We start from the raw sequence: 18,400 nt of genomic DNA on the forward strand, positions 1-18,400 counted from the left end.
CATCGTTATAAAAAAGGGAAGGCCATAATATTTTTTCGTCTTAATTTTTAAATGGTTACAAAAAACAAAAAATAAGCATAATGGTATTTAATACAGACGCAAAAAAGCCGTCCGCGGACTATTTCCGCAGACGACATTGCAGCTGAATTTAATTAAATACCGAGCGCTTTTTTACCGGCGTTTATAACCTCGATAATTTTATCTGTATCGTATATACAGCCTTTCCATGTCCCGCCGCTGACCGATTGCAGCGCCGCCCACAGGCGGGTATCGTCCGGTAAAAAATCATGGGCGTGCAAATCGGGATGCGGCGTTCTTGCCGCCAACTCTGCCGCCCCCTCTTCCGGCGTCAGCCGCTGGTGCGCCGTACCGATAAAATTGACGTGACCGGTGAGCGCCAGCCTGTCGACGACGATCTCAATCACATCGTCATCGCGCAGCTTGCCGATGGGTCCGCCCGCCAGCGCTTCCGGGGCGACGTGGCCGAAGCAGGCGCCGGTCGACACGCCGGAGAAACGGGCATCGGTGATCAGCGACACCGTCTTCCCCCACGAGACATGTTTCAGCGCCGAGGTGAGCTGATAGGTCTCTTCCATGCCGGTCCCGGACGGCCCGCCGCCGATCACCACCATAATATCGCCCTGCTCGATCTCGCCGTTTTTGATCGCCTTGATCGCCCGGGCTTCCGAAACAAATACCCGCGCCCGTCCGGTGTGGCGATACACGCCGTCGTCATCCACCACCGACGGATCGATCGCCGTGGCTTTGATCACCGAACCTTCCGGCGCAATATTGCCTACCGGGAAGGCCACCGTGGAAGTGAGGCCTTTGGCTTTCGCCCGCGCCGGCGGGAGGATCACATCATCCGGATCGACGCCGTCCTGTTCGCGCAGACACTGCCGGAATTTCTCACGCCGCTCGGAAGTCTGCCACCAGTCGAGGTTTTCTCCCACCGTCTGACCGGTGACCGTCATCGCATCCAGATGCAGCAGACCAAGATCGCGCAGGTGCAGCATCACTTCCGGTACTCCGCCGGCGAGGAAAGCCCGCACCGTGGGGTGGTAGTCCGGCCCGTTCGGCAACACGCTGACCAGACGCGGGACGCTGCGGTTGATCCGCGTCCAGTGTGCGACATCAGGAATGGTGCACCCCGCCGCATGGGCGATGGCGGGAATGTGCAGCAGAAGGTTGGTCGAGCCGCCGAACGCCGCGTGGATAACCATCGCGTTTTCGATCGCCTTATCGGTCAGAATATCGCGCGTGGTAATGCCGCGATTATCCAGCTCACTCACCGCCCGCGCCGACTGGCGAGAGATTTCCAACCAGACGTCCTGCCCCGACGGCGCCAGCGCCGAGTGCGGCAGCGCCAGGCCGAGCGCTTCCGCAACGACCTGCGAGGTCCCCGCCGTGCCCAGGAACTGGCAGCCGCCCCCCGGCGAAGCGCAGGCGCGACAGCCTAATTCCGCCGCTTCCTGCAGCGACAGCTCGTGGTTGGCGTAGCGTGCGCCGATGGTCTGGACTTTACCGGCATCTTCGCCAAAGGTCGGCGGCAGCGTCGCCCCGCCGGGCACCAGAATCGTCGGCAGGTCATGCATTGCCGCCAGGGCGATCATGGTCGCCGGCAGGCCTTTGTCGCAGGTCGCCACGCCGATCACCGCCCGACGCGTCGGCAGCGAGCGGATCAGACGACGAAACACGATCGCCGCATCGTTGCGGTACGGCAGGGAGTCGAACATGCCGTGCGTACCCTGAGAGCGCCCGTCGCACGGGTCGCTGACGAAGGCGGCGAAAGGAATCCCGCCATTGCGGGTAATCTCCCTGGCCGCCGCCTGCATCTGCAGGCCAATTTCCCAGTGGCCGGTGTGGTAACCCAGCGCCACCGGGCGGCCGTCCCCGGCGCGAATCCCCCCCTGAGTGCCGATAATCAGCACCTCTTTGCCGGTGAGTTTGTTGGCGTCCCAGCCCATGCCGGCGTTTTGCGTCATCCCGAACAGATTGCCGCTCGGCGACTCCATCAGCATTTGCGGCGTCAGCGGCAGCGCACCCTGCGGGCCGGCAGCATGAGTGATGACCGCATAAAACGCATCATTCTGGGGCGTGAAAATCGTCTCTATTGCCATCTTAATTTTCCGGTTCAGCAGAGTCTGAGCTGTTGTAGTAGCGTTTTGAGCTGCCGCTTTTTCGCCTCGTCCAGCGGAGAGGACGGGGGCAGCACATGCGTGGAGATCGGCCGCCCGCACAGCACGATCGCCTCTTTAATCACATTCACAAACGGCGTATCCAGCTGGTACAGCTGCGGGATTTGCAGCAGCGTCTGATGGTAGCGCGCGGCTTCCGCCAGGTTGCCGTCGCGGAAGGCCTGCAGCAGCTTTACCGAGATCTGCGGGGCAAAGTTACCGCTGGCCGAGATGGCCCCGTCGCCGCCCAGCAGCAGGGTGTTAAACAGGTGGTCATCGTAACCGCACAGCACCGAGAAGTGCGGGTGCGCCGATTTCACCGTCTCAATCATGCTACGCAGATGAGCCACTGAGTCGATGGTGTCTTTGATGCCGACAATATTGCTGCGCGAGTCGGCGAGAGTTTTGACCAACGCGGGCGTCAGATCCTGACCGCTCAAGGCCGGGAAGTTATACAGCAGCACCGGCAGCGTGACGCTCTCGGCTACCTGCTGGAAGTAGCGAATCAGGTTGGGCTCAGAGACTTTCCAGTAATAGGGGTTAATGACCACGATCCCGTCGGCGCCGGCCTGCTGCGCGTGCTGGCTGAGTTCGATGGTCTCCCGGGCGTTGGTGCCGCCGGTACCAATCAGTACCGGTACCCGGCGATCGACGTGGGCGATGGCGAAGGCGGCAATGGCTTTGCGCTCATCGGCATTAAGCTGCGAGAACTCCCCGCCGCTGCCGAGGAAGAACAGGCCGTCGACGCCCGCGGCGATCATGTCGTCGATCAGCGCGGCGGTACCCGGTTTATCGAACTGGCCATCGGCGGTAAAAATGGTGGAGACAGGCGGAATAATCCCCGAGAACTGCACGGTTTGCGGCATGAGATCTCCTTGCTGAATCATTTTGTTCTACATTATAGAACAGCGTTCGTTTATTTAACGACCATACTATGTCGCCTGCAAAGAGAAGGTAAATGGGGTGACGGACGTAAGTGCACGTTTTTCAGGCTGGATCACAAAATGCTGCAACGCCTTATGCGTGCGACAAACCGGCCTCTCTTGCCCGGGCTACGCACCGACACCCACCGTACCGCGGTAAACATAGCGCCAGCGGGGAGGTTCCCGGGCAGCGGGATAAACCCCTGGCCCGGGCTACGCGCCGGCCCCAGCCGTGGCCCCGGTAAGCGTCGCGCCAGCGGGGAGGTTCCCGGACAGCGGGATAAACCCCTGGCCCGGGCTACGCACCGGCCCCAGCCGTAGCCCCGGTAAGCGTCGCGCCACCGGGGAGTGTTCCTGGATTACAGAAGATGAACTGTTCGCTGTGCGGCCCGTTCGGCAGCAGCAGCGCGGTGCGAGGGGGATTATCGGGGGCGTTAACCTGCCATGGACGGGTTTTGTGGTGCGGCCCGTAAAGCGGAAAAAAAGCAGGCCACAACGCTGTGTGGCCTGAAAGTGGATCAACGATTAGATTCCTGCCGTTTCACGAATGTATTTACGCGCTTTGAGGGCGTATTCGAAGGGGTTAGCCAGCGCCGGATCCTGCTCGGCTTCAACCACCATCCAGCCTTTATAGCCGCGATCGTCCAGCAGTTTGAACACCGGACGGAAGTCGATCACGCCATCGCCAGGCACGGTGAAGGTGCCTTTCTTCACGCCATCAAGGAATGACAGCCCCTCACGACGAACCTGCTCAATGACCGACGGGCGCACGTCTTTCAGGTGCACGTGGTTAATACGCGGCAGGTATTTCTCGAGGATCGCCAGCATCGGCGCTTCGCCCCCTTCGGAATACCAGGCATGTCCGGTGTCGTACAGCAGGAAGACTTTGTCATCGACCAGCGACATAAATTTGTCGATCTCTTCGGTGGTCTGAATACCGGTTCCCATATGGTGGTGCAGACACACCTGCATGCCCTTCTCGGCGGCCAGGCGCCCCAGCGTGTTGTAGCCTTCGGCGACACGCTGCCACTCTTCCTCGCTGAAGCAAGGTTTTGCCTCGCCGAGAATCGGTTTTTCCAGCCCCTGAATGCTGCCGCTTTGCTCGGAGCAGCCAATCACTTTCGCCCCCATCGCCTGCAGGAAATTCATGTGATTCACAAACTCGTCAATGGTCTTTTCCCGCTGCCCGTTGGCAAAAAAGGTGCTGAACCAGGCATTGCAGATCTGAATGCCGCGAATATCCAGCATCGGCTTGAGCACCGCCGGATCGCGCGGGTATTTGCTGCCCACTTCGCTGCCGCTAAACCCCGCCAGCGCCATTTCGCTGACTATCTGCTGAAAGGTATTTTCGCTGCCCAGTTCAGGCATATCATCGTTGGTCCAGCCAATAGGGGCGATCGCCAGTTTTACATTATCTTTGTTCATAAAAATGCTCCTGTTGCCGCGCTTTAGCGACGCAGCAATTCACGTTCGATGAGTTCACGGGTTTCCACTGCCTGGTATTTCATTTTTTCCGGGTAGCCAAATAGCGAGGCGGCCACAATCGGCGCGCCGCCGACTTTGAAGGTTTGCTCAGCAAAGTTCATTTCGCGCAGCGTGCGGAACAGCGCGTCGAAATCCACGTCCCCCTCGCCAACGCCAACGTGCTGGTGGACCGCGGCATCCACGCCCGGCGGATTAACGATATAGCGGCAGTGCTTTGTATGATTTCGGGTATCGGCAATCAGCACGTGTGAGAGATCGCCGCCGGCATAGCGCAGCATTTTCTCGACCTCACCTTTCCCTTTGTCATAAAAGAAAGTGTGCGGAACGCTGTATACGTACTTCACATTCTCGCTACGGAACGACTTCACGATATCGACGGTTTCGTTATGTTCTTCGCAGAAGTCCCACGGATGCGCCTGAATCTCCACGCGAATACCTTCGCGCTCGAAAATGGGCAGCAGCTCGTCCATCGAGCGATAGAACATCTCTTCACAGATCTCCGGCTGATTCGGATCGCCGGAAAACTCGGTATTGATCACCTGCACACCCATTTCTACCGCCACTTCGATCAACCGTTTCCAGTTTTTTACCGCCGCCTGACGGCGCAGTTCATCCGGGCCGGACCAGCGGTAAACGCAGATAAACGAAGAGATCTCCACGCCAGTTTCACGCAGCGCCTGTTTGTACTCGGCAATCACTTCCCGACCGGCGCGCGGGTGTTTGTAGAACGGGTTAATCTGCGGATGGGGCGATTGCTCAATGTACTTGTAACCCCATTCCGCAACCTGGTGGACCATCCGGGTAATCCCGAGATCGCGAATCACATCAACGTCGAAAGCAATTTTCATCGTCGTTACCTGTTCAAAGAAGTTCCGTAAGCGGGAGACGGATTAGCGCTGATAGAACGCCGGGCACTCGGGCAGCGTCACCGCGACCGGTTCGCTGCTCTCCTGCGCCTGCAGGCAGGCATCGGCCGCAACGGAGGCCGCATAGCCGTCCCATGCCGACGGTCCCTGCAGCTGGCCGGCTTTCACATCATTGATAAAGGCCTGCAGCTCCACGTCGTAGGCTTTGATAAAACGATCTTTCCAGTCGGTCAGGATCGCGGTCGACAGGTTGGCGCTTTTACGCATCTGGATTGCAGATGGCTCCGGCAGACGGGCAATCCCCGTTTCCCCGACCACTTCGCACTGGATGTCGTAGCCGTACTGGCAGTTGACGAACACTTCGACGTCGATCAGGGTGCCTTTACGCGTTTCGAAGGAGACGATCTGCGGATCTCTCAGGCGCGGATGGGTGTGAGAGGTCGAGCGCGGGAAACGCACCTGTACCGAACGGTAGTCATCGTTGAGCAGCCAGCGCAGCACGTCCAGCTCGTGGATCAGGGTGTTGGTGATCGCCATGTCGGTGGTGTAGTTCTCGCCGACCGACTGGTTACGGTGCGCGCAATGCAGCATCAGCGGCGCGCCAATATCGCCATCATCAATGACTTTTTTCAGCGCCAGGTAGCCTTCATCGTAAGGGCGCATAAAGCCGACCTGCACCAGGCGGCGGCCCGCTTTCATTTCCGCATCGACAATGCGTCGGCAGCCTTCCGCACTCATCGCCAGCGGCTTCTCGCAGAACACCGGTTTGCCGGCGGCGATCGCCGCGAGGGTATACTCTTCGTGCGTCGGATCCCACGAGGTGACAAGGATAGCGTCGACATCGCCGGAGCGGATAACATCGTGGCCGTCGGTGTAGATTTCCGCCTGCACGCCCGGCAGCGCTACCGCCGCACGTGCGCTCTCCGCATTGATATCCGACACCGCCACCACGGTGGCTCCCTGTAAGACCTGGGTGCAACGACGGATATGTTCTTTACCGATGGCGCCAGCGCCGATGACACCTAATTTGAGTGACATAGTGGTTTTCTCCGTGATTCTGTAGGGTTCAAGGTGAGCGTTCTGTTCTAGTAATCCCGCGCTTCGGCGCGTTTTTCATTAATCATTTCAGCAACTTTGCGAATACGTTCTGACAAGGCCGTTTGGGCGACGCCGACGTTCCACCAGCTGCCGTAGGAATGCACCATGGTCTTCGGCAGCACTTTAATATCAATCAGCGTGCTGATCGTCTCGCGACGCGCGGCATCCAGCGCCTGACGCAGCTCATTCAGGGTGGTGACGCGCCAGGTTTTGCAGCCGTAGCCCGCCGCAATAGTGGCGAAATCGACCGGCACCAGGCCGCCCTGCAGCTGCCCGTTCTCCGCTGAGCGATAGCGAAACTCGGTGCCGAAGCTGCCCATACCGTGGCCAATCTGCAGGTTGTTGATGCAGCCGTTGGCCATATTGTCGAGCAGTACAACGTTGATCTTCGCCCGCTCCTGCAACGAGGTCACCAGCTCAGAGTGCAGCATCATGAAAGAGCCGTCTCCGACCAGGGAATAGACTTCGGTTTGCGGCTGCGCCAGCTTCACGCCCAGCGCGGCATTCACTTCATAGCCCATGCAGGAGTAGCCGTACTCTACGTGATAAGTGTTGGGTGCCCGGTTACGCCAGACGCGCTGCAGATCCCCGGGCAAGCTGCCCGCCGCCGCCACAATCACCGCCTCCGCCGGAAGCGTTTCATTGAGTACGCCCAGCACGCTACTCTGGGTCAGCGTGGAGTCGGTTATCTGGCGAAATTCCCGATACACCGACTCGCGATCGAGAGCATCATCGACTTCCGGGACAAAAGCCTTTTCCTGCCAGACGGCCTGATAGACGCGCTGGGTCTCTTTCAGCTGGCGGCTCTGGACGCTGTCGATCTGCGCGCCCCAGCTCGCCTGCCAGCCTTCGCCGGCCAGCGCGCTGTCCAGTGACGTCAGGGCTTCGCGGGCATCGGCCAGCAGCGGAATGCCGTCAAGCTTCCAGGCATCGAAGTTGCTGACGTTCACATTCAGAAAACGCACGCCTGGGTGCTGGAACAGCCATTTTGAGGAGGTGGTGAAATCGCTAAAGCGGGTGCCGATACCGATAACCAAATCGGCCTCTTTCGCCAGCAGGTTGGCGGCCAGGCAGCCGGTTTCACCGACGCCGCCGACGTTCAGCGGATGGGAGGAGACTACCGTCCCTTTCCCGGCCTGGGTTTCTGCGAACGGAATGCCGTAGCGTTCCGCGAAGCGGGACAGCGCTTCCCCGGCACCGGCATATTTCACACCGCCGCCGCATATAATCAGCGGCTTGCGGCTGGCCTTAATGGCCGCGACCGCATCCGCCAGCTGGGCGGCGCTGGCCGGGCGGCGATCGAGACGATGCACGCGGCGCACAAAGAACGACTCCGGGTAATCCCAGGCTTCGCCCTGCACATCCTGCGGCAGACAGAGAGTGACGGCACCGGTTTCCGCCGGATCGGTCAGGACGCGCATCGCATTAATGCAGGCGCTCATCAGCTGTTCCGGACGCGTAATGCGGTCCCAGTATTTGCTGACGGCCCGGAAGGCGTCGTTGGTGCTGATGCTCAGGTCATAGCTCTGCTCAACCTGCTGCAGCACCGGGTCCGGCTGACGGGTAGCAAACACATCGCCGGGCAGCAGCAGCAGAGGAATGCGGTTGGCGGTGGCCGTCGCGGCGGCGGTAATCATATTGGCCGCGCCCGGACCGACGGAAGAGGTGCAGGCGATGATCTGGCGGCGCAGAGACTGGCGGGCAAAACCGGTGGCGACGTGCGCCATGCCTTGTTCGTTACGCCCCTGGAAGACCCGCATGTCGCCGCTGTCTTGTTCCAGCGCCTGGCCCAGCCCCAGCACGTTGCCGTGGCCAAAGATGGCGAAGATACCTTTTACGAATTTATGCTCTTCGCCATCGACGTCGAGAAACTGGTTATCAAGGAACTTCACCAGCGCCTGCGCCATTGTCAGTCTCAGTTTGCCCATCTTGCACAATCCTTATTGTTCAGTATTTGTGTGTGGGTTAGCGCGTTTTCCCCGTGCTACACGCTTGTCACAGCCGCGGGAAATCGTTAACGTCCACTGGAATACTTTTGGATTATAGGCAAACATTTTTTTCATTAAATAGAAATACAGAAAAAATATTTCATTTTGCGAGAGGGATCAAACTCTCTCCCTGTTTCACCCGTTTCACCCAGCCCGGTCACCCCGCCATCGGCCGTTCAAGGCGCGCCGCCGCTTAATTATCCCTTTTAAAATCATGCATAAAGCACTCACCTACTGAACCATGCCGCACCAGACGTCACCCGCGCCCTCGATCCTGTGCAGAATGGGGCCTGGCGCGGCAGAGTGGTAGATCCCTCACACTTTTGGTTTTTTAATTTCGATCTCATTTGCAAATGAAATATTTATTTCTCAAACTAGGGATAACCGTTCACCCTCAGGCTGTGTGTGGAGACCTTGTCGGCATTCCGACCCTTCCGTACAGCAGATATGCAAAAGGAAAACCTAGCTATGAATGCAGCAGTAAAGCGGCTCGACGTCATCTGTATTGGCCGGGTGGCTGTCGACCTCTATGCCCAGCAGATTGGTGCAAGGCTAGAAGATGTTGCCAGTTTCTCTAAATATCTGGGCGGATCTTCCGGCAACGTAGCCTTTGGTACCGCCATTCAGGGATTAAAATCAGCCATGCTGGCGCGCGTCGGCGATGAGCACAATGGTCGTTTTCTACGCGAAACGCTCGCTCGGGCCGGGGTCGACACCGAATACCTGATCACGGATAAACAGCGTCTTACCGCGCTGGTGATGCTGGGCATTAAAGATCAGGAGACCTTCCCGCTCATTTTTTACCGTGATAATTGTGCCGATATGGCGCTGGTGCCTGAGGATATTAACGAAGAGTACATCGCCTCTTCCCGTGCGCTGGCGGTAACGGGCACGCACCTCTCTCATGCCAGCACCCGCGCGGCCGTCCTGAAGGCGCTGGAGTACGCCCGCCGTCACGGTCTGCGCACCGCGCTGGATATCGATTACCGTCCGGTGCTGTGGGGATTGACCTCGCTGGGAGACGGTGAAACGCGTTTCATCGAATCCGGTCCGGTCACCAGCCAGCTTCAGGAAGTGCTCCATCTGTTCGATTTAGTGGTCGGTACAGAAGAGGAGTTCCATATTGCCGGCGGCAGCACCGATACGCTGACGGCGCTGAAAAATGTCCGCCATGCGACTAAAGCGACGCTGGTCTGTAAACGGGGTCCGATGGGCTGCGTGGTGCTGGAAGGCGACATTCCCGATAGCTGGGACAGCATTCCGCTCCAGCAGGGCGTGCGGGTTGACGTACTCAACGTGCTGGGCGCGGGCGATGCCTTTATGTCCGGTCTGCTGCGCGGCTGGCTGAATGATGAAGGCTGGGAGCAGGCGTGTCGCTACGCCAATGCCTGCGGCGCGCTGGTAGTCTCACGCCACGGCTGCGCGCCGGCGATGCCGACCAAAGTCGAGCTGGATGATTATCTGCTGCGGGCGGAATCCGTCCCGCGTCCGGATATCGACGCGCGATTAAATCATTTACACCGCGTCACCAGCCGCCGTCAGCAGTGGCCGGAGCTGTGCATTTTCGCTTTTGATCATCGTAAACAGTTGGCGGATCTGGCCCATGAAACCGGATGCGATCCGGCCTCTATTCCCCAACTCAAGCTGCTGCTGCTGGCTGCCGCCGAAGCGGCCGCCAAAGAGGCGGGGCTGGAACAGCGGAGCGGTATTCTCGCTGACGGCACCTACGGTCAGAGCTCGCTGAATGCCATTACCGGTGAAGGCTGGTGGATTGGTCGCCCTATCGAGCTGCCGGGTTCGCGCCCGCTGCGTCTGGAACACGGCAACATTGGTTCCCAGCTGATCGACTGGCCGCTGGAGCATGTGGTCAAATGCCTGGTCTTCTACCACCCGGCAGATCCGGCACCGCTGCGGGCTGAGCAGGATGCGCTGCTGCTGGAAGTCTGGCAGGCCTGCAACAAGTCCGGACACGAGCTGCTGCTGGAGGTGATCCTCCCGGAAAATGGCCCGGATAAAGACGAGCGCCACTACCACACGATGCTGGAACATTTTTACCAGCTTGGCATTCAGCCGGACTGGTGGAAGCTACCGCCGCTCTCCAGCGCCAGCTGGGAGAAGATCGCGGGTCTGATCGCACGCGAAGATCCCTGGTGTCGCGGGATCCTGCTGCTGGGCCTCGATGCACCGTCAGATCGACTGCGCGCCGGGTTTGCCGAGGCCGCCGGCCACCCGATCATCAAAGGTTTCGCCGTCGGACGTACCATCTTTGGTCAGCCTTCACGACGCTGGATGGCGGGCGAACTGAGCGATGAGGCGCTGATTGGCGAGGTGAAACAAAACTACCTGAGGCTCATCGACTACTGGCGTGAAGCCCGCGGTTAACCGCGATAAAACCCGCCCGCACCTCCCGGTGCGGGTTTTTTTTCTGTTTCTTCGTGAAATGAATCGCGTATTTCATCGCAAAAAATGAAAAATTCGCTTCATTTGGTACACTGGAAGTTATATTCCTTTCATTTTCTCAGAGCGCAATCTATGGCCAATAATCCGACCCAACTGACCATCCTGCAGGATGAAATCCGGCGTCGCTACGACACATTAAGCAAACGCTTAAAACAGGTGGCACGCTATATTCTGGATAACAGTAATAGCGTCGCTTTCGATACCGTCGCTTCCATCGCCCAGCAGGCGGATGTCCCGCCATCGACGTTAATCCGTTTCGCCAATGCGTTCGGTTTTAGCGGCTTTAACGAAATGAAGCAGATGTTCAGACAGCATCTGATGGAAGAGACCGCCAACTACACCGAACGCGCGCGCCTGTTCCGCCAGACGACCAACGATGAAACGTCGCCGCCGGAAACGCCAACGGAAATTCTCAATATGTTCACCATGGTGAATACCCAGGCGCTGCAGCAGCTAGCGATGCAGACCTCTGGCGATGATCTCGAGCGCGCGGTCGGCCTGCTGGCGGAGGCGGAGAATATCTATGTGATTGGCCTGCGCCGCTCGTTTAGCGTCGCTTCCTATTTGACCTATGCGCTGCGTCATCTTGATCGTAAAGCGTTCCTGATCGATGGTCTCGGCGGCATGTTCACCGAGCAGCTGAGCCTGGTGGGGCCGAAAGACGTGGTGGTCGCCGTGAGCTTCTCGCCCTACGCGCGTGAAGTGGTCGAGCTGGTTGAACTTGGCGCCCAGCGCAAAGCGCGACAGATTGCAATAACCGACAGCCAGGTCAGTCCGCTCGCGGCCTTCAGCGATGTCTGCTTTGTAGTACGTGAAGCGCAGGTTGACGGTTTCCGCTCCCAGGTAGCCTCTCTGTGCCTGGCCCAGACGCTGGCCGTTTCACTGGCGCTGAACAGCAGCAAAGAACCGCAAACCCAGCAGAACCTCGCCTGACCCTGCCCCCTCTCCCGATGTAGCCCCGGTAAGCGCAGCGCCACCGGGGAATACCTCCGGAAGGCCACCGGGGAACAACAGAAGACAAAAAGGGCCGCTAAGCAAAACTTAGCGGCCCTTTTAACTCTTGCGATCCGTCAGTCGTGACGAGGATAGTCAGGACTATTGATCCACGCGTGGTCCTCTTCCCAGGTAAACAACCACTTGCGCTCCGGCCCGGCCATCACGTTCAGATAATAACTGTCATACCCGGCAATCGTCGCGACCGGATGATAGCCGCGCGGCACCATCACCACATCGTGGTTGTACGGTGCCATGCAGGCATCCAGGCTGCGGTCATCGGTATACACTCGCTGGAGTGCGAAGCCCTGCGGCGGATCGAAACGGTGATAGTAGGTCTCTTCCAGCTGGGTCTCTTTGCCCGGCTGCGCGGTATCGTGTTTATGCGACGGCCAGGAGCTGGTGGCGCCTTCGTCGGTATACACCTCCACCACCAGCAGACAGTCGGCCTGCGCATTATCCGGCAGGATATTGTGCACCAGACGCTGATTACGCCCTTTGCCACGATGCTCAACGCCCACATCCTGCGGACGAATCACCCGCGCCGGCAGCGTACCTTTACCCGGCGCGCTGCACACCGCCAGTTCAAGGTCAGAATCCGCCGTCACTTCCACCTTGTCCTGCGTCGGGACGTACACCGCCCACGGCGGGGTACGTTCAAACGGCGACATGCGCTGTCCCAACCCTGGGAAGTCGGCCTTCGTCGTTTTGACCGACGCCAGCCCGGCAACCAGCACCAGACACAGCTCGCGTTCGCCGCTTTCCAGCGTAATGCTCTGCCCTTTTTTCAGCATCCACACATCAAAACCGATATAGCGCCAGCCGGCGCTTTGCGGCGTGATGTGCTGGATCTGCCCCTCTTTTCGTGATTTAGCCAGTAACGACATGGCGTTCTCCTTCGCCGATTAACCTAAGGTCGGCATGCTGAATTCAGATACGGTTTGCTGCCCTTGCGGCCAACGCACGGTGGCGGTTTTCATGCGGGTGTAGAAGCGCACGCCGTCAGGACCATGGACGTTGAGGGCGCCAAATACCGAGCGCTTCCAGCCGCCGAAGCTGTGGAAAGCCATCGGTACCGGAACCGGCACGTTCACCCCGACCATCCCGGCCTGGACATCATGCACGAATTCACGGGCGGTGTGTCCATTGCTGGTAAAGACGGCGCTGCCGTTGCCAAATTCGTGGCTGTTCACCAGCTCCAGCGCGCTGTGATAGTCCGCCACGCGGACAATACCCAGTACCGGTCCAAAAATCTCTTCCCGCCAGATGGTCATATCCGGCGTCACGTTGTCGAACAGCGTACCGCCGACATAGTACCCGTCATCATAGCCTGACACGCGCAGCTTACGCCCGTCGACGACCAGTTTCGCCCCTTCGCTGGCGCCTTTATCGATATAGCCCAGCACTTTCTTCTGATGGGTATCGGAAACCACCGGGCCCATTTCGTTCTCTTCTTTGCCGCGCATACATCCCGGCCCGACTTTCAGCGCTTCCACCAGCGGCTTCAGACGTGCAATCAGCTTATCCGCCGTTTCATCGCCCACCGCGACCACGACCGGCAGCGCCATGCAGCGCTCGCCTGCAGAACCAAACGCCCCGCCCATAATCGCATTCACCGTGGCATCCAGATCCGCATCCGGCATCACAATCGCGTGGTTTTTCGCTGCGCCAAAGGCCTGCACGCGTTTGCCGTGGGCGCTGGCAGTTTTGTAGATATATTCGGCAACACCGGAAGAGCCCACGAAGCTGACCGCCGCAATACGCGGATCGGTATACAGCTGCTCGGCATCGTCGTTGCTGCAGTGCACAACGTTAAAGACGCCATCCGGCAGGCCTGCTTCCTTCAGCAGTTCAGCCAGGCGTACCGCGGCCGTCGGGGCCAGCGCCGGTGGCTTGAGGACGAAGCTGTTGCCGCAGGCCAGCGCCAGCGGGAACATCCACATCGGCACCATCGCCGGGAAGTTAAACGGCGTAATCCCCGCCACAACACCCAGCGGCTGCATCAGCGAATAGCTGTCCACGCCGGTGCCGACATCAGAGGAGTATTCACCTTTAATCAGATGTGGAATACCGCAAGCAAATTCAACCACTTCCAGACCACGTGTCAGCTCGCCCAGTGCGTCCGACCAGACTTTACCGTGCTCGCTAACGATGATTCCCGCCAGTTCTTCAGCATGTTGCTCAAGCAGCATTTTAAAGTTGAACAGGACGCGGGCGCGGCGTAGCGGCGTGGTGCGCGACCAGCTTTCAAACGCATCACGGGCAACCTGAATGGCATCAGAGACTTCCTGAGCGGTCGACAAAGTGACTTCGCGCACCACCTTGCCCGTCGCCGGGTCATACACCGGCATCGTTTCATTGCTGCTGCTGGTGACGGTTTTCCCGCCAATAAAGTTTCCTGTGATCGTCATCTTCTCGCCTCATGATGTGGGAAGGCCAACGCTGCGGCCCCGTTCCGATTTTGCTGTGCTATAACCGTAGTAAAATGAAACTTATATTTCAATGTTGACGTAGAATGAAATTCTATTTTGGTGATGACCGTCGCATTTCCCGGCCGCGGTGCGCGAGTTTCGTCAAGAAAGCGCCCCCGATAAGATTCAGCTGCGACGCCATCTGTACCCGATGTGACTTAGAGCGGGAAAGTACGATTATTTGCGAAGCAGCTCAAAGATCCACCATTTCATCCATTGCTAATTATGAAATAAATGTTTTGACTTACAGTCGATCGAATAAACCCAATCTATCGTCATTCAGGAGAGCCATATGGCTATCGCACTGCAACGTTTCTGTCTTAATCGCAAGATTGCCCCATCCCTGAGTATCGAGGCCTTTTTCCGTCTGGTGAACAGTCTTGGGCTGAATAAGGTCGAGCTGCGTAATGATTTGCCCACAGGCAAAGTGACCGACGATCTGAGTCATCAGCAGGTGCGCGAGCTGGCCGACCGCTACCATATTGAGATTTTGACCATCAATGCGGTATACCCATTTAACCGCCGCACGGAGCAGGTTCGCGGCCTGGCCGAATCTTTGTTGCAAGAGGCCAGAGCCATTGGCGCCAAATCGCTGGTCCTGTGTCCGCTCAACGATGGCAGCGAGGTGCCGGCCAGCGAAACCCTGAGTGCGCTGCGCGATCTGTCGCCGCTGTTTTCGTTTTACGGCGTGCGGGGCCTGGTTGAACCGCTGGGTTTCCCGCAGAGCTCACTGCGATCTGCGGCACAGGCGCAGACGCTCATCCGCGATGCGAAGGTACCGTTTAAGCTACTGATTGATACCTTCCACCACCATCTCTATCCGCAGGCGGATGCCGAGTTTAGCCAGGTGGATATTGCTGACATCGGGCTGGTGCACCTTTCCGGCGTGGAAGACGCCCGCCCACGGGAAAACCTGACCGACGACGAACGAATCATGCTGACGGAAAAAGATCGGCTGCAAACCTGTGAGCAAATCAAACACCTTGAAGCCCGGGGTTATCAGGGGGTGTATGCGTTCGAACCGTTTGCGCCGGAGCTGGCATCCTGGAGCGAAGAGGATATCCGCCGCGAGACGGAACGGAGCATCGCGCTCATTCAACACCATTGCGCCTGAGAGAAATCAACGTCACGCCAGGCGAATATAGCGATTTCTCACATCGGTTTACGGCCAGTTTGCCTATAATCGACGCAGGATAAATGGAGGAATCGATCATGAGCGCACCCCTGCTGATTGCCCGCACGCGGGAAAAACAGCTGCATTTACTGCCGGGAATGGCTAACCGTCACGGCCTGATTACCGGTGCGACCGGCACCGGTAAAACCGTCACCCTGCAAAAGCTGGCGGAGTCTTTTTCAGAAATCGGCGTGCCGGTCTTTATGGCCGATGTGAAGGGCGACCTGACCGGGATCGCCGCAGCGGGCCAAAATTCGGAGAAACTGCAGGCGCGGCTGGAAAAAATCGGCGTCACCGACTGGCAGCCCCACGCTAACCCGGTGGTGACATGGGATATTTTCGGCGAGAAAGGCCACCCGGTCCGGGCGACGGTGTCCGATCTCGGGCCGCTGCTCTTGTCACGATTACTGAATCTCAACGAAGTCCAGTCCGGGGTGCTGAATATTATCTTCCGCATCGCCGATGACCGCGGTCTGCTGCTCCTCGACTTTAAGGATTTGCGCGCCATCACCCGGTATATCGGCGACAACGCCAAAGCTTTTCAAAACCAGTATGGCAACATCAGCAGCGCCTCGGTCGGCGCCATCCAGCGCGGCCTGCTGACTCTGGAACAGCAAGGAGCGGAGCACTTTTTCGGCGAGCCGATGCTCGACATCCAGGACTGGATGCGTCTCGACGAGAACGGCAAAGGGGTGATTAATATCCTCAGCGCCGAAAAGCTGTATCAGATGCCGAAACTCTACGCCGCCAGCCTGCTGTGGATGCTCTCGGAGCTCTACGAGCGCCTGCCGGAAGCCGGAGATCTGGAAAAGCCGAAGCTGGTCTTTTTCTTCGATGAAGCGCATCTGCTGTTTAACGATGCGCCTCAGGTGCTGCTGGATAAAATCGAGCAGGTTATCCGCCTGATTCGTTCCAAAGCCGTGGGGGTTTACTTCGTGTCGCAGAACCCGTCGGATATTCCCGATGCGGTTCTCGGCCAGTTGGGCAACCGCGTTCAGCACGCCCTGCGCGCCTTTACACCAAAAGATCAGAAAGCGGTGAAAACCGCGGCGCAGACCATGCGCGCCAACCCGGCTTTCAGCACCGAACAGGCCATCCAGGAGCTGGGCACCGGTGAAGCGCTGATCTCCTTCCTCGATGAAAAAGGCAGCCCTTCGGTGGTCGAGCGCGCGATGGTAATTGCCCCCTGCTCACGAATGGGGCCAGTGACCGATGATGAACGCAACGGGCTCATCAATCACTCCCCGCTGTATGGCAAATATGAGGATGAAGTGGATCGGGAGTCCGCCTTCGAGAAATTGCAGCAGGGCGTGCAGGCCACCAGCGAACAGCAAAATGCGCCGCCGGCAAAAGGGGCCACCGCTGACCTCGACGACGGCATTTTAGGCGGCCTGAAAGATATTCTGTTCGGCACGACCGGCCCGCGCGGCGGCAAGCGCGACGGTCTGGTACAAACGGCAGCGAAAAGCGCCACGCGGCAAATCACCAATCAGATTGTGCGTGGCATGCTCGGAAGTTTGCTGGGCGGCAGACGGCGCTAGTCAGACGCACACCGCTGCCGGGGCGATAAGGGTGCCTTTTTCGCCCCGCAGGATGGCTGGGGCATCGCGCAGCGCGCCGATGTACGCCGGGTGACCAGTCATCTCAACAAACTGGATCGCGGCTTCCGCTTTCGGCCCCATTGCACCATCCGGCACGGCCAGCGGCCGAAGATCGTCCACGGTGGCCGTGCGCAATGCGCGCGCCTTCGGGGTACCCCAGTCAAGATAAACGGCGTCAGCCTCGGTGAGGATCAGCAGCGCTTCAGCCTGCAGCGACTGAGCCAAAACCGACGCCGCCAGATCTTTATCCACCACCGCCTCCATGCCCTGATAACTGCCGTTTTCCTCCACCACCGGCGTGCCGCCGCCGCCCGCACAAATCACCACGTTGCCGTCGGCCAGCAGCTGACTAATGGCCTGCCGCTCAAGGATTTTCTGTGGTCTTGGCGACGGCACGACCCGGCGAACATAGTCGCCGTCTTTTTTCATCTGCCAGCCATAGCGGGCCTCCAGCGCACTTTGCTCCTCCGCAGCCCACACCGGACCGATATATTTCCCGGGCTGGCGAAACGCCGGGTCGGCGGCGTCCACTTCCACTCGGGTCAACAGGGTGACGACCGGTGGGATCCCGGCCCGGCTGCCCAGCACCTGAGCAATCATGTAGCCCAGCATCCCCTGGGTCTCGGCCACCAGCACATCCAGCGGCCACGCCGGGCTGTCGCTGTAAGCCTGATTTTGCAATGCCAGCAGCCCCACCTGCGGGCCATTACCGTGCACAATCACCACCTGATACTCCTGGCTGAGACTGGCCACCACATCGGCAATTTGCGCAATATTACGGTACTGATTTTCGGCGCTTAACGCTTCACCGCGTGCCAGCAGAGCATTCCCCCCCAGCGCAATGACGATGGTCTTTTTCATGTTATTCTCCGGTTAATAATATTGCCTGAAAACATAACGAAATAATCATCATAAAATGTGAGCAATATCATTATTGGCCGACTCGAAAGAACAATTTAAAAATTAAACCTCAGTCCACCATGGTTATTAAATTAATTCTAACAATGGCTTCTTTTAAATATTTTTAATAATCCAGACGGCGTGAAGAAAAAAAATCTCACAATCAGGCGAGTGTGATCTGCTTCACCAGAATACCCCTGTTTCTACTGTAGGTTTAGCCACAGAACACCCGCCGGGACTGGCGGCGGCAACATTATCTACAGG

General features: G+C 58.5%; 14 protein-coding genes. 4 read left to right on the forward strand and 10 right to left on the reverse strand.

Features of this window, described 5'->3' with window-relative positions; genetic code table 11:
- Nucleotides 1-152 precede the first annotated feature (152 nt).
- The 7 genes from AC236I_RS22375 to iolD form a co-directional block, all read right to left on the reverse strand.
- Nucleotides 153-2,120 (reverse strand): YjhG/YagF family D-xylonate dehydratase, encoded by a 1,968-nt coding sequence (locus AC236I_RS22375; protein ID WP_004857383.1) that lies wholly within the window; start codon nucleotides 2,118-2,120, stop codon nucleotides 153-155.
- A gap of 14 nt (nucleotides 2,121-2,134) precedes the next feature.
- On the reverse strand, nucleotides 2,135-3,043 hold the full coding sequence (locus AC236I_RS22380; RefSeq protein WP_015585290.1) for a dihydrodipicolinate synthase family protein: 909 nt from the start codon (nucleotides 3,041-3,043) through the stop codon (nucleotides 2,135-2,137).
- A 270-nt stretch (nucleotides 3,044-3,313) separates the two neighbouring features.
- On the reverse strand, nucleotides 3,314-3,442 hold the full coding sequence (locus tag AC236I_RS22385) for a hypothetical protein (protein WP_265093721.1): 129 nt from the start codon (nucleotides 3,440-3,442) through the stop codon (nucleotides 3,314-3,316).
- A 183-nt stretch (nucleotides 3,443-3,625) separates the two neighbouring features.
- Nucleotides 3,626-4,525, reverse strand: a complete 900-nt coding sequence (gene iolE, locus AC236I_RS22390) for a myo-inosose-2 dehydratase (RefSeq protein ID WP_004857371.1) — start codon at nucleotides 4,523-4,525, stop codon at nucleotides 3,626-3,628.
- A gap of 23 nt (nucleotides 4,526-4,548) precedes the next feature.
- Entirely contained in the window at nucleotides 4,549-5,433 is an 885-nt protein-coding gene (locus tag AC236I_RS22395; RefSeq protein ID WP_004857366.1) for a sugar phosphate isomerase/epimerase family protein, read from the reverse strand.
- 42 nt (nucleotides 5,434-5,475) lie between these two features.
- Nucleotides 5,476-6,489 (reverse strand): bifunctional inositol 2-dehydrogenase/D-chiro-inositol 1-dehydrogenase, encoded by a 1,014-nt coding sequence (iolG, locus tag AC236I_RS22400; protein WP_004857363.1) that lies wholly within the window; start codon nucleotides 6,487-6,489, stop codon nucleotides 5,476-5,478.
- A gap of 47 nt (nucleotides 6,490-6,536) precedes the next feature.
- Nucleotides 6,537-8,477, reverse strand: coding sequence for a 3D-(3,5/4)-trihydroxycyclohexane-1,2-dione acylhydrolase (decyclizing) (gene iolD, locus AC236I_RS22405; protein ID WP_137056293.1), 1,941 nt, complete (start codon nucleotides 8,475-8,477; stop codon nucleotides 6,537-6,539).
- A gap of 528 nt (nucleotides 8,478-9,005) precedes the next feature.
- Between iolD and AC236I_RS22410 the strand changes: the two genes are divergently transcribed.
- Both AC236I_RS22410 and AC236I_RS22415 read left to right on the forward strand, forming a co-directional pair.
- Nucleotides 9,006-10,919 carry a bifunctional 5-dehydro-2-deoxygluconokinase/5-dehydro-2-deoxyphosphogluconate aldolase gene (locus AC236I_RS22410; protein WP_487608644.1) on the forward strand — a complete coding sequence of 638 codons (1,914 nt, stop codon included), beginning with the start codon at nucleotides 9,006-9,008 and terminating at the stop codon, nucleotides 10,917-10,919.
- 150 nt (nucleotides 10,920-11,069) lie between these two features.
- Nucleotides 11,070-11,930, forward strand: a complete 861-nt coding sequence (locus tag AC236I_RS22415) for a MurR/RpiR family transcriptional regulator (RefSeq protein WP_004857352.1) — start codon at nucleotides 11,070-11,072, stop codon at nucleotides 11,928-11,930.
- 137 nt (nucleotides 11,931-12,067) lie between these two features.
- Here AC236I_RS22415 and iolB read toward each other — a convergent pair whose 3' ends face one another.
- Together iolB and AC236I_RS22425 are read right to left on the reverse strand one after the other, a co-directional pair.
- Nucleotides 12,068-12,877, reverse strand: coding sequence for a 5-deoxy-glucuronate isomerase (gene iolB, locus AC236I_RS22420; protein WP_015585291.1), 810 nt, complete (start codon nucleotides 12,875-12,877; stop codon nucleotides 12,068-12,070).
- An 18-nt stretch (nucleotides 12,878-12,895) separates the two neighbouring features.
- The gene (locus AC236I_RS22425) at nucleotides 12,896-14,401 is read right to left on the reverse strand and encodes a CoA-acylating methylmalonate-semialdehyde dehydrogenase (RefSeq protein ID WP_004857345.1); all 1,506 of its coding nucleotides are present in this window, start codon (nucleotides 14,399-14,401) and stop codon (nucleotides 12,896-12,898) included.
- A gap of 352 nt (nucleotides 14,402-14,753) precedes the next feature.
- On the opposite strand from AC236I_RS22425, the gene AC236I_RS22430 reads away from it, so the two are divergent.
- Both AC236I_RS22430 and AC236I_RS22435 read left to right on the forward strand, forming a co-directional pair.
- Nucleotides 14,754-15,575, forward strand: coding sequence for a TIM barrel protein (locus tag AC236I_RS22430; RefSeq protein WP_004857340.1), 822 nt, complete (start codon nucleotides 14,754-14,756; stop codon nucleotides 15,573-15,575).
- 98 nt (nucleotides 15,576-15,673) lie between these two features.
- Nucleotides 15,674-17,176: a helicase HerA-like C-terminal domain-containing protein gene (locus AC236I_RS22435; protein ID WP_044348390.1), complete on the forward strand. Its 1,503-nt coding sequence runs from the start codon at nucleotides 15,674-15,676 to the stop codon at nucleotides 17,174-17,176.
- Here the strand turns inward: AC236I_RS22435 and AC236I_RS22440 are convergent, their stop codons facing one another.
- A complete protein-coding gene (locus AC236I_RS22440; RefSeq protein ID WP_032718605.1) occupies nucleotides 17,177-18,097 on the reverse strand; it encodes a carbamate kinase in 921 nt (306 codons plus the stop codon).
- Nucleotides 18,098-18,400 lie beyond the last annotated feature (303 nt).

The organism is Klebsiella sp. Sb-30 (assembly GCF_057652795.1).

Coding starts and splice junctions, on each gene's coding strand:
- AC236I_RS22430 (WP_004857340.1), top strand. CDS start 14,754: ATGGCTATCGCACTGCAACGTTTCTGTCTTAATCGCAAGATTGCCCCA.
- iolD (WP_137056293.1), bottom strand. CDS start 8,477: ATGGGCAAACTGAGACTGACAATGGCGCAGGCGCTGGTGAAGTTCCTT.
- AC236I_RS22380 (WP_015585290.1), bottom strand. CDS start 3,043: ATGCCGCAAACCGTGCAGTTCTCGGGGATTATTCCGCCTGTCTCCACC.
- AC236I_RS22410 (WP_487608644.1), top strand. CDS start 9,006: ATGAATGCAGCAGTAAAGCGGCTCGACGTCATCTGTATTGGCCGGGTG.
- AC236I_RS22425 (WP_004857345.1), bottom strand. CDS start 14,401: ATGACGATCACAGGAAACTTTATTGGCGGGAAAACCGTCACCAGCAGC.
- iolG (WP_004857363.1), bottom strand. CDS start 6,489: ATGTCACTCAAATTAGGTGTCATCGGCGCTGGCGCCATCGGTAAAGAA.
- AC236I_RS22415 (WP_004857352.1), top strand. CDS start 11,070: ATGGCCAATAATCCGACCCAACTGACCATCCTGCAGGATGAAATCCGG.
- AC236I_RS22440 (WP_032718605.1), bottom strand. CDS start 18,097: ATGAAAAAGACCATCGTCATTGCGCTGGGGGGGAATGCTCTGCTGGCA.
- AC236I_RS22375 (WP_004857383.1), bottom strand. CDS start 2,120: ATGGCAATAGAGACGATTTTCACGCCCCAGAATGATGCGTTTTATGCG.
- AC236I_RS22395 (WP_004857366.1), bottom strand. CDS start 5,433: ATGAAAATTGCTTTCGACGTTGATGTGATTCGCGATCTCGGGATTACC.
- iolB (WP_015585291.1), bottom strand. CDS start 12,877: ATGTCGTTACTGGCTAAATCACGAAAAGAGGGGCAGATCCAGCACATC.
- AC236I_RS22435 (WP_044348390.1), top strand. CDS start 15,674: ATGAGCGCACCCCTGCTGATTGCCCGCACGCGGGAAAAACAGCTGCAT.
- iolE (WP_004857371.1), bottom strand. CDS start 4,525: ATGAACAAAGATAATGTAAAACTGGCGATCGCCCCTATTGGCTGGACC.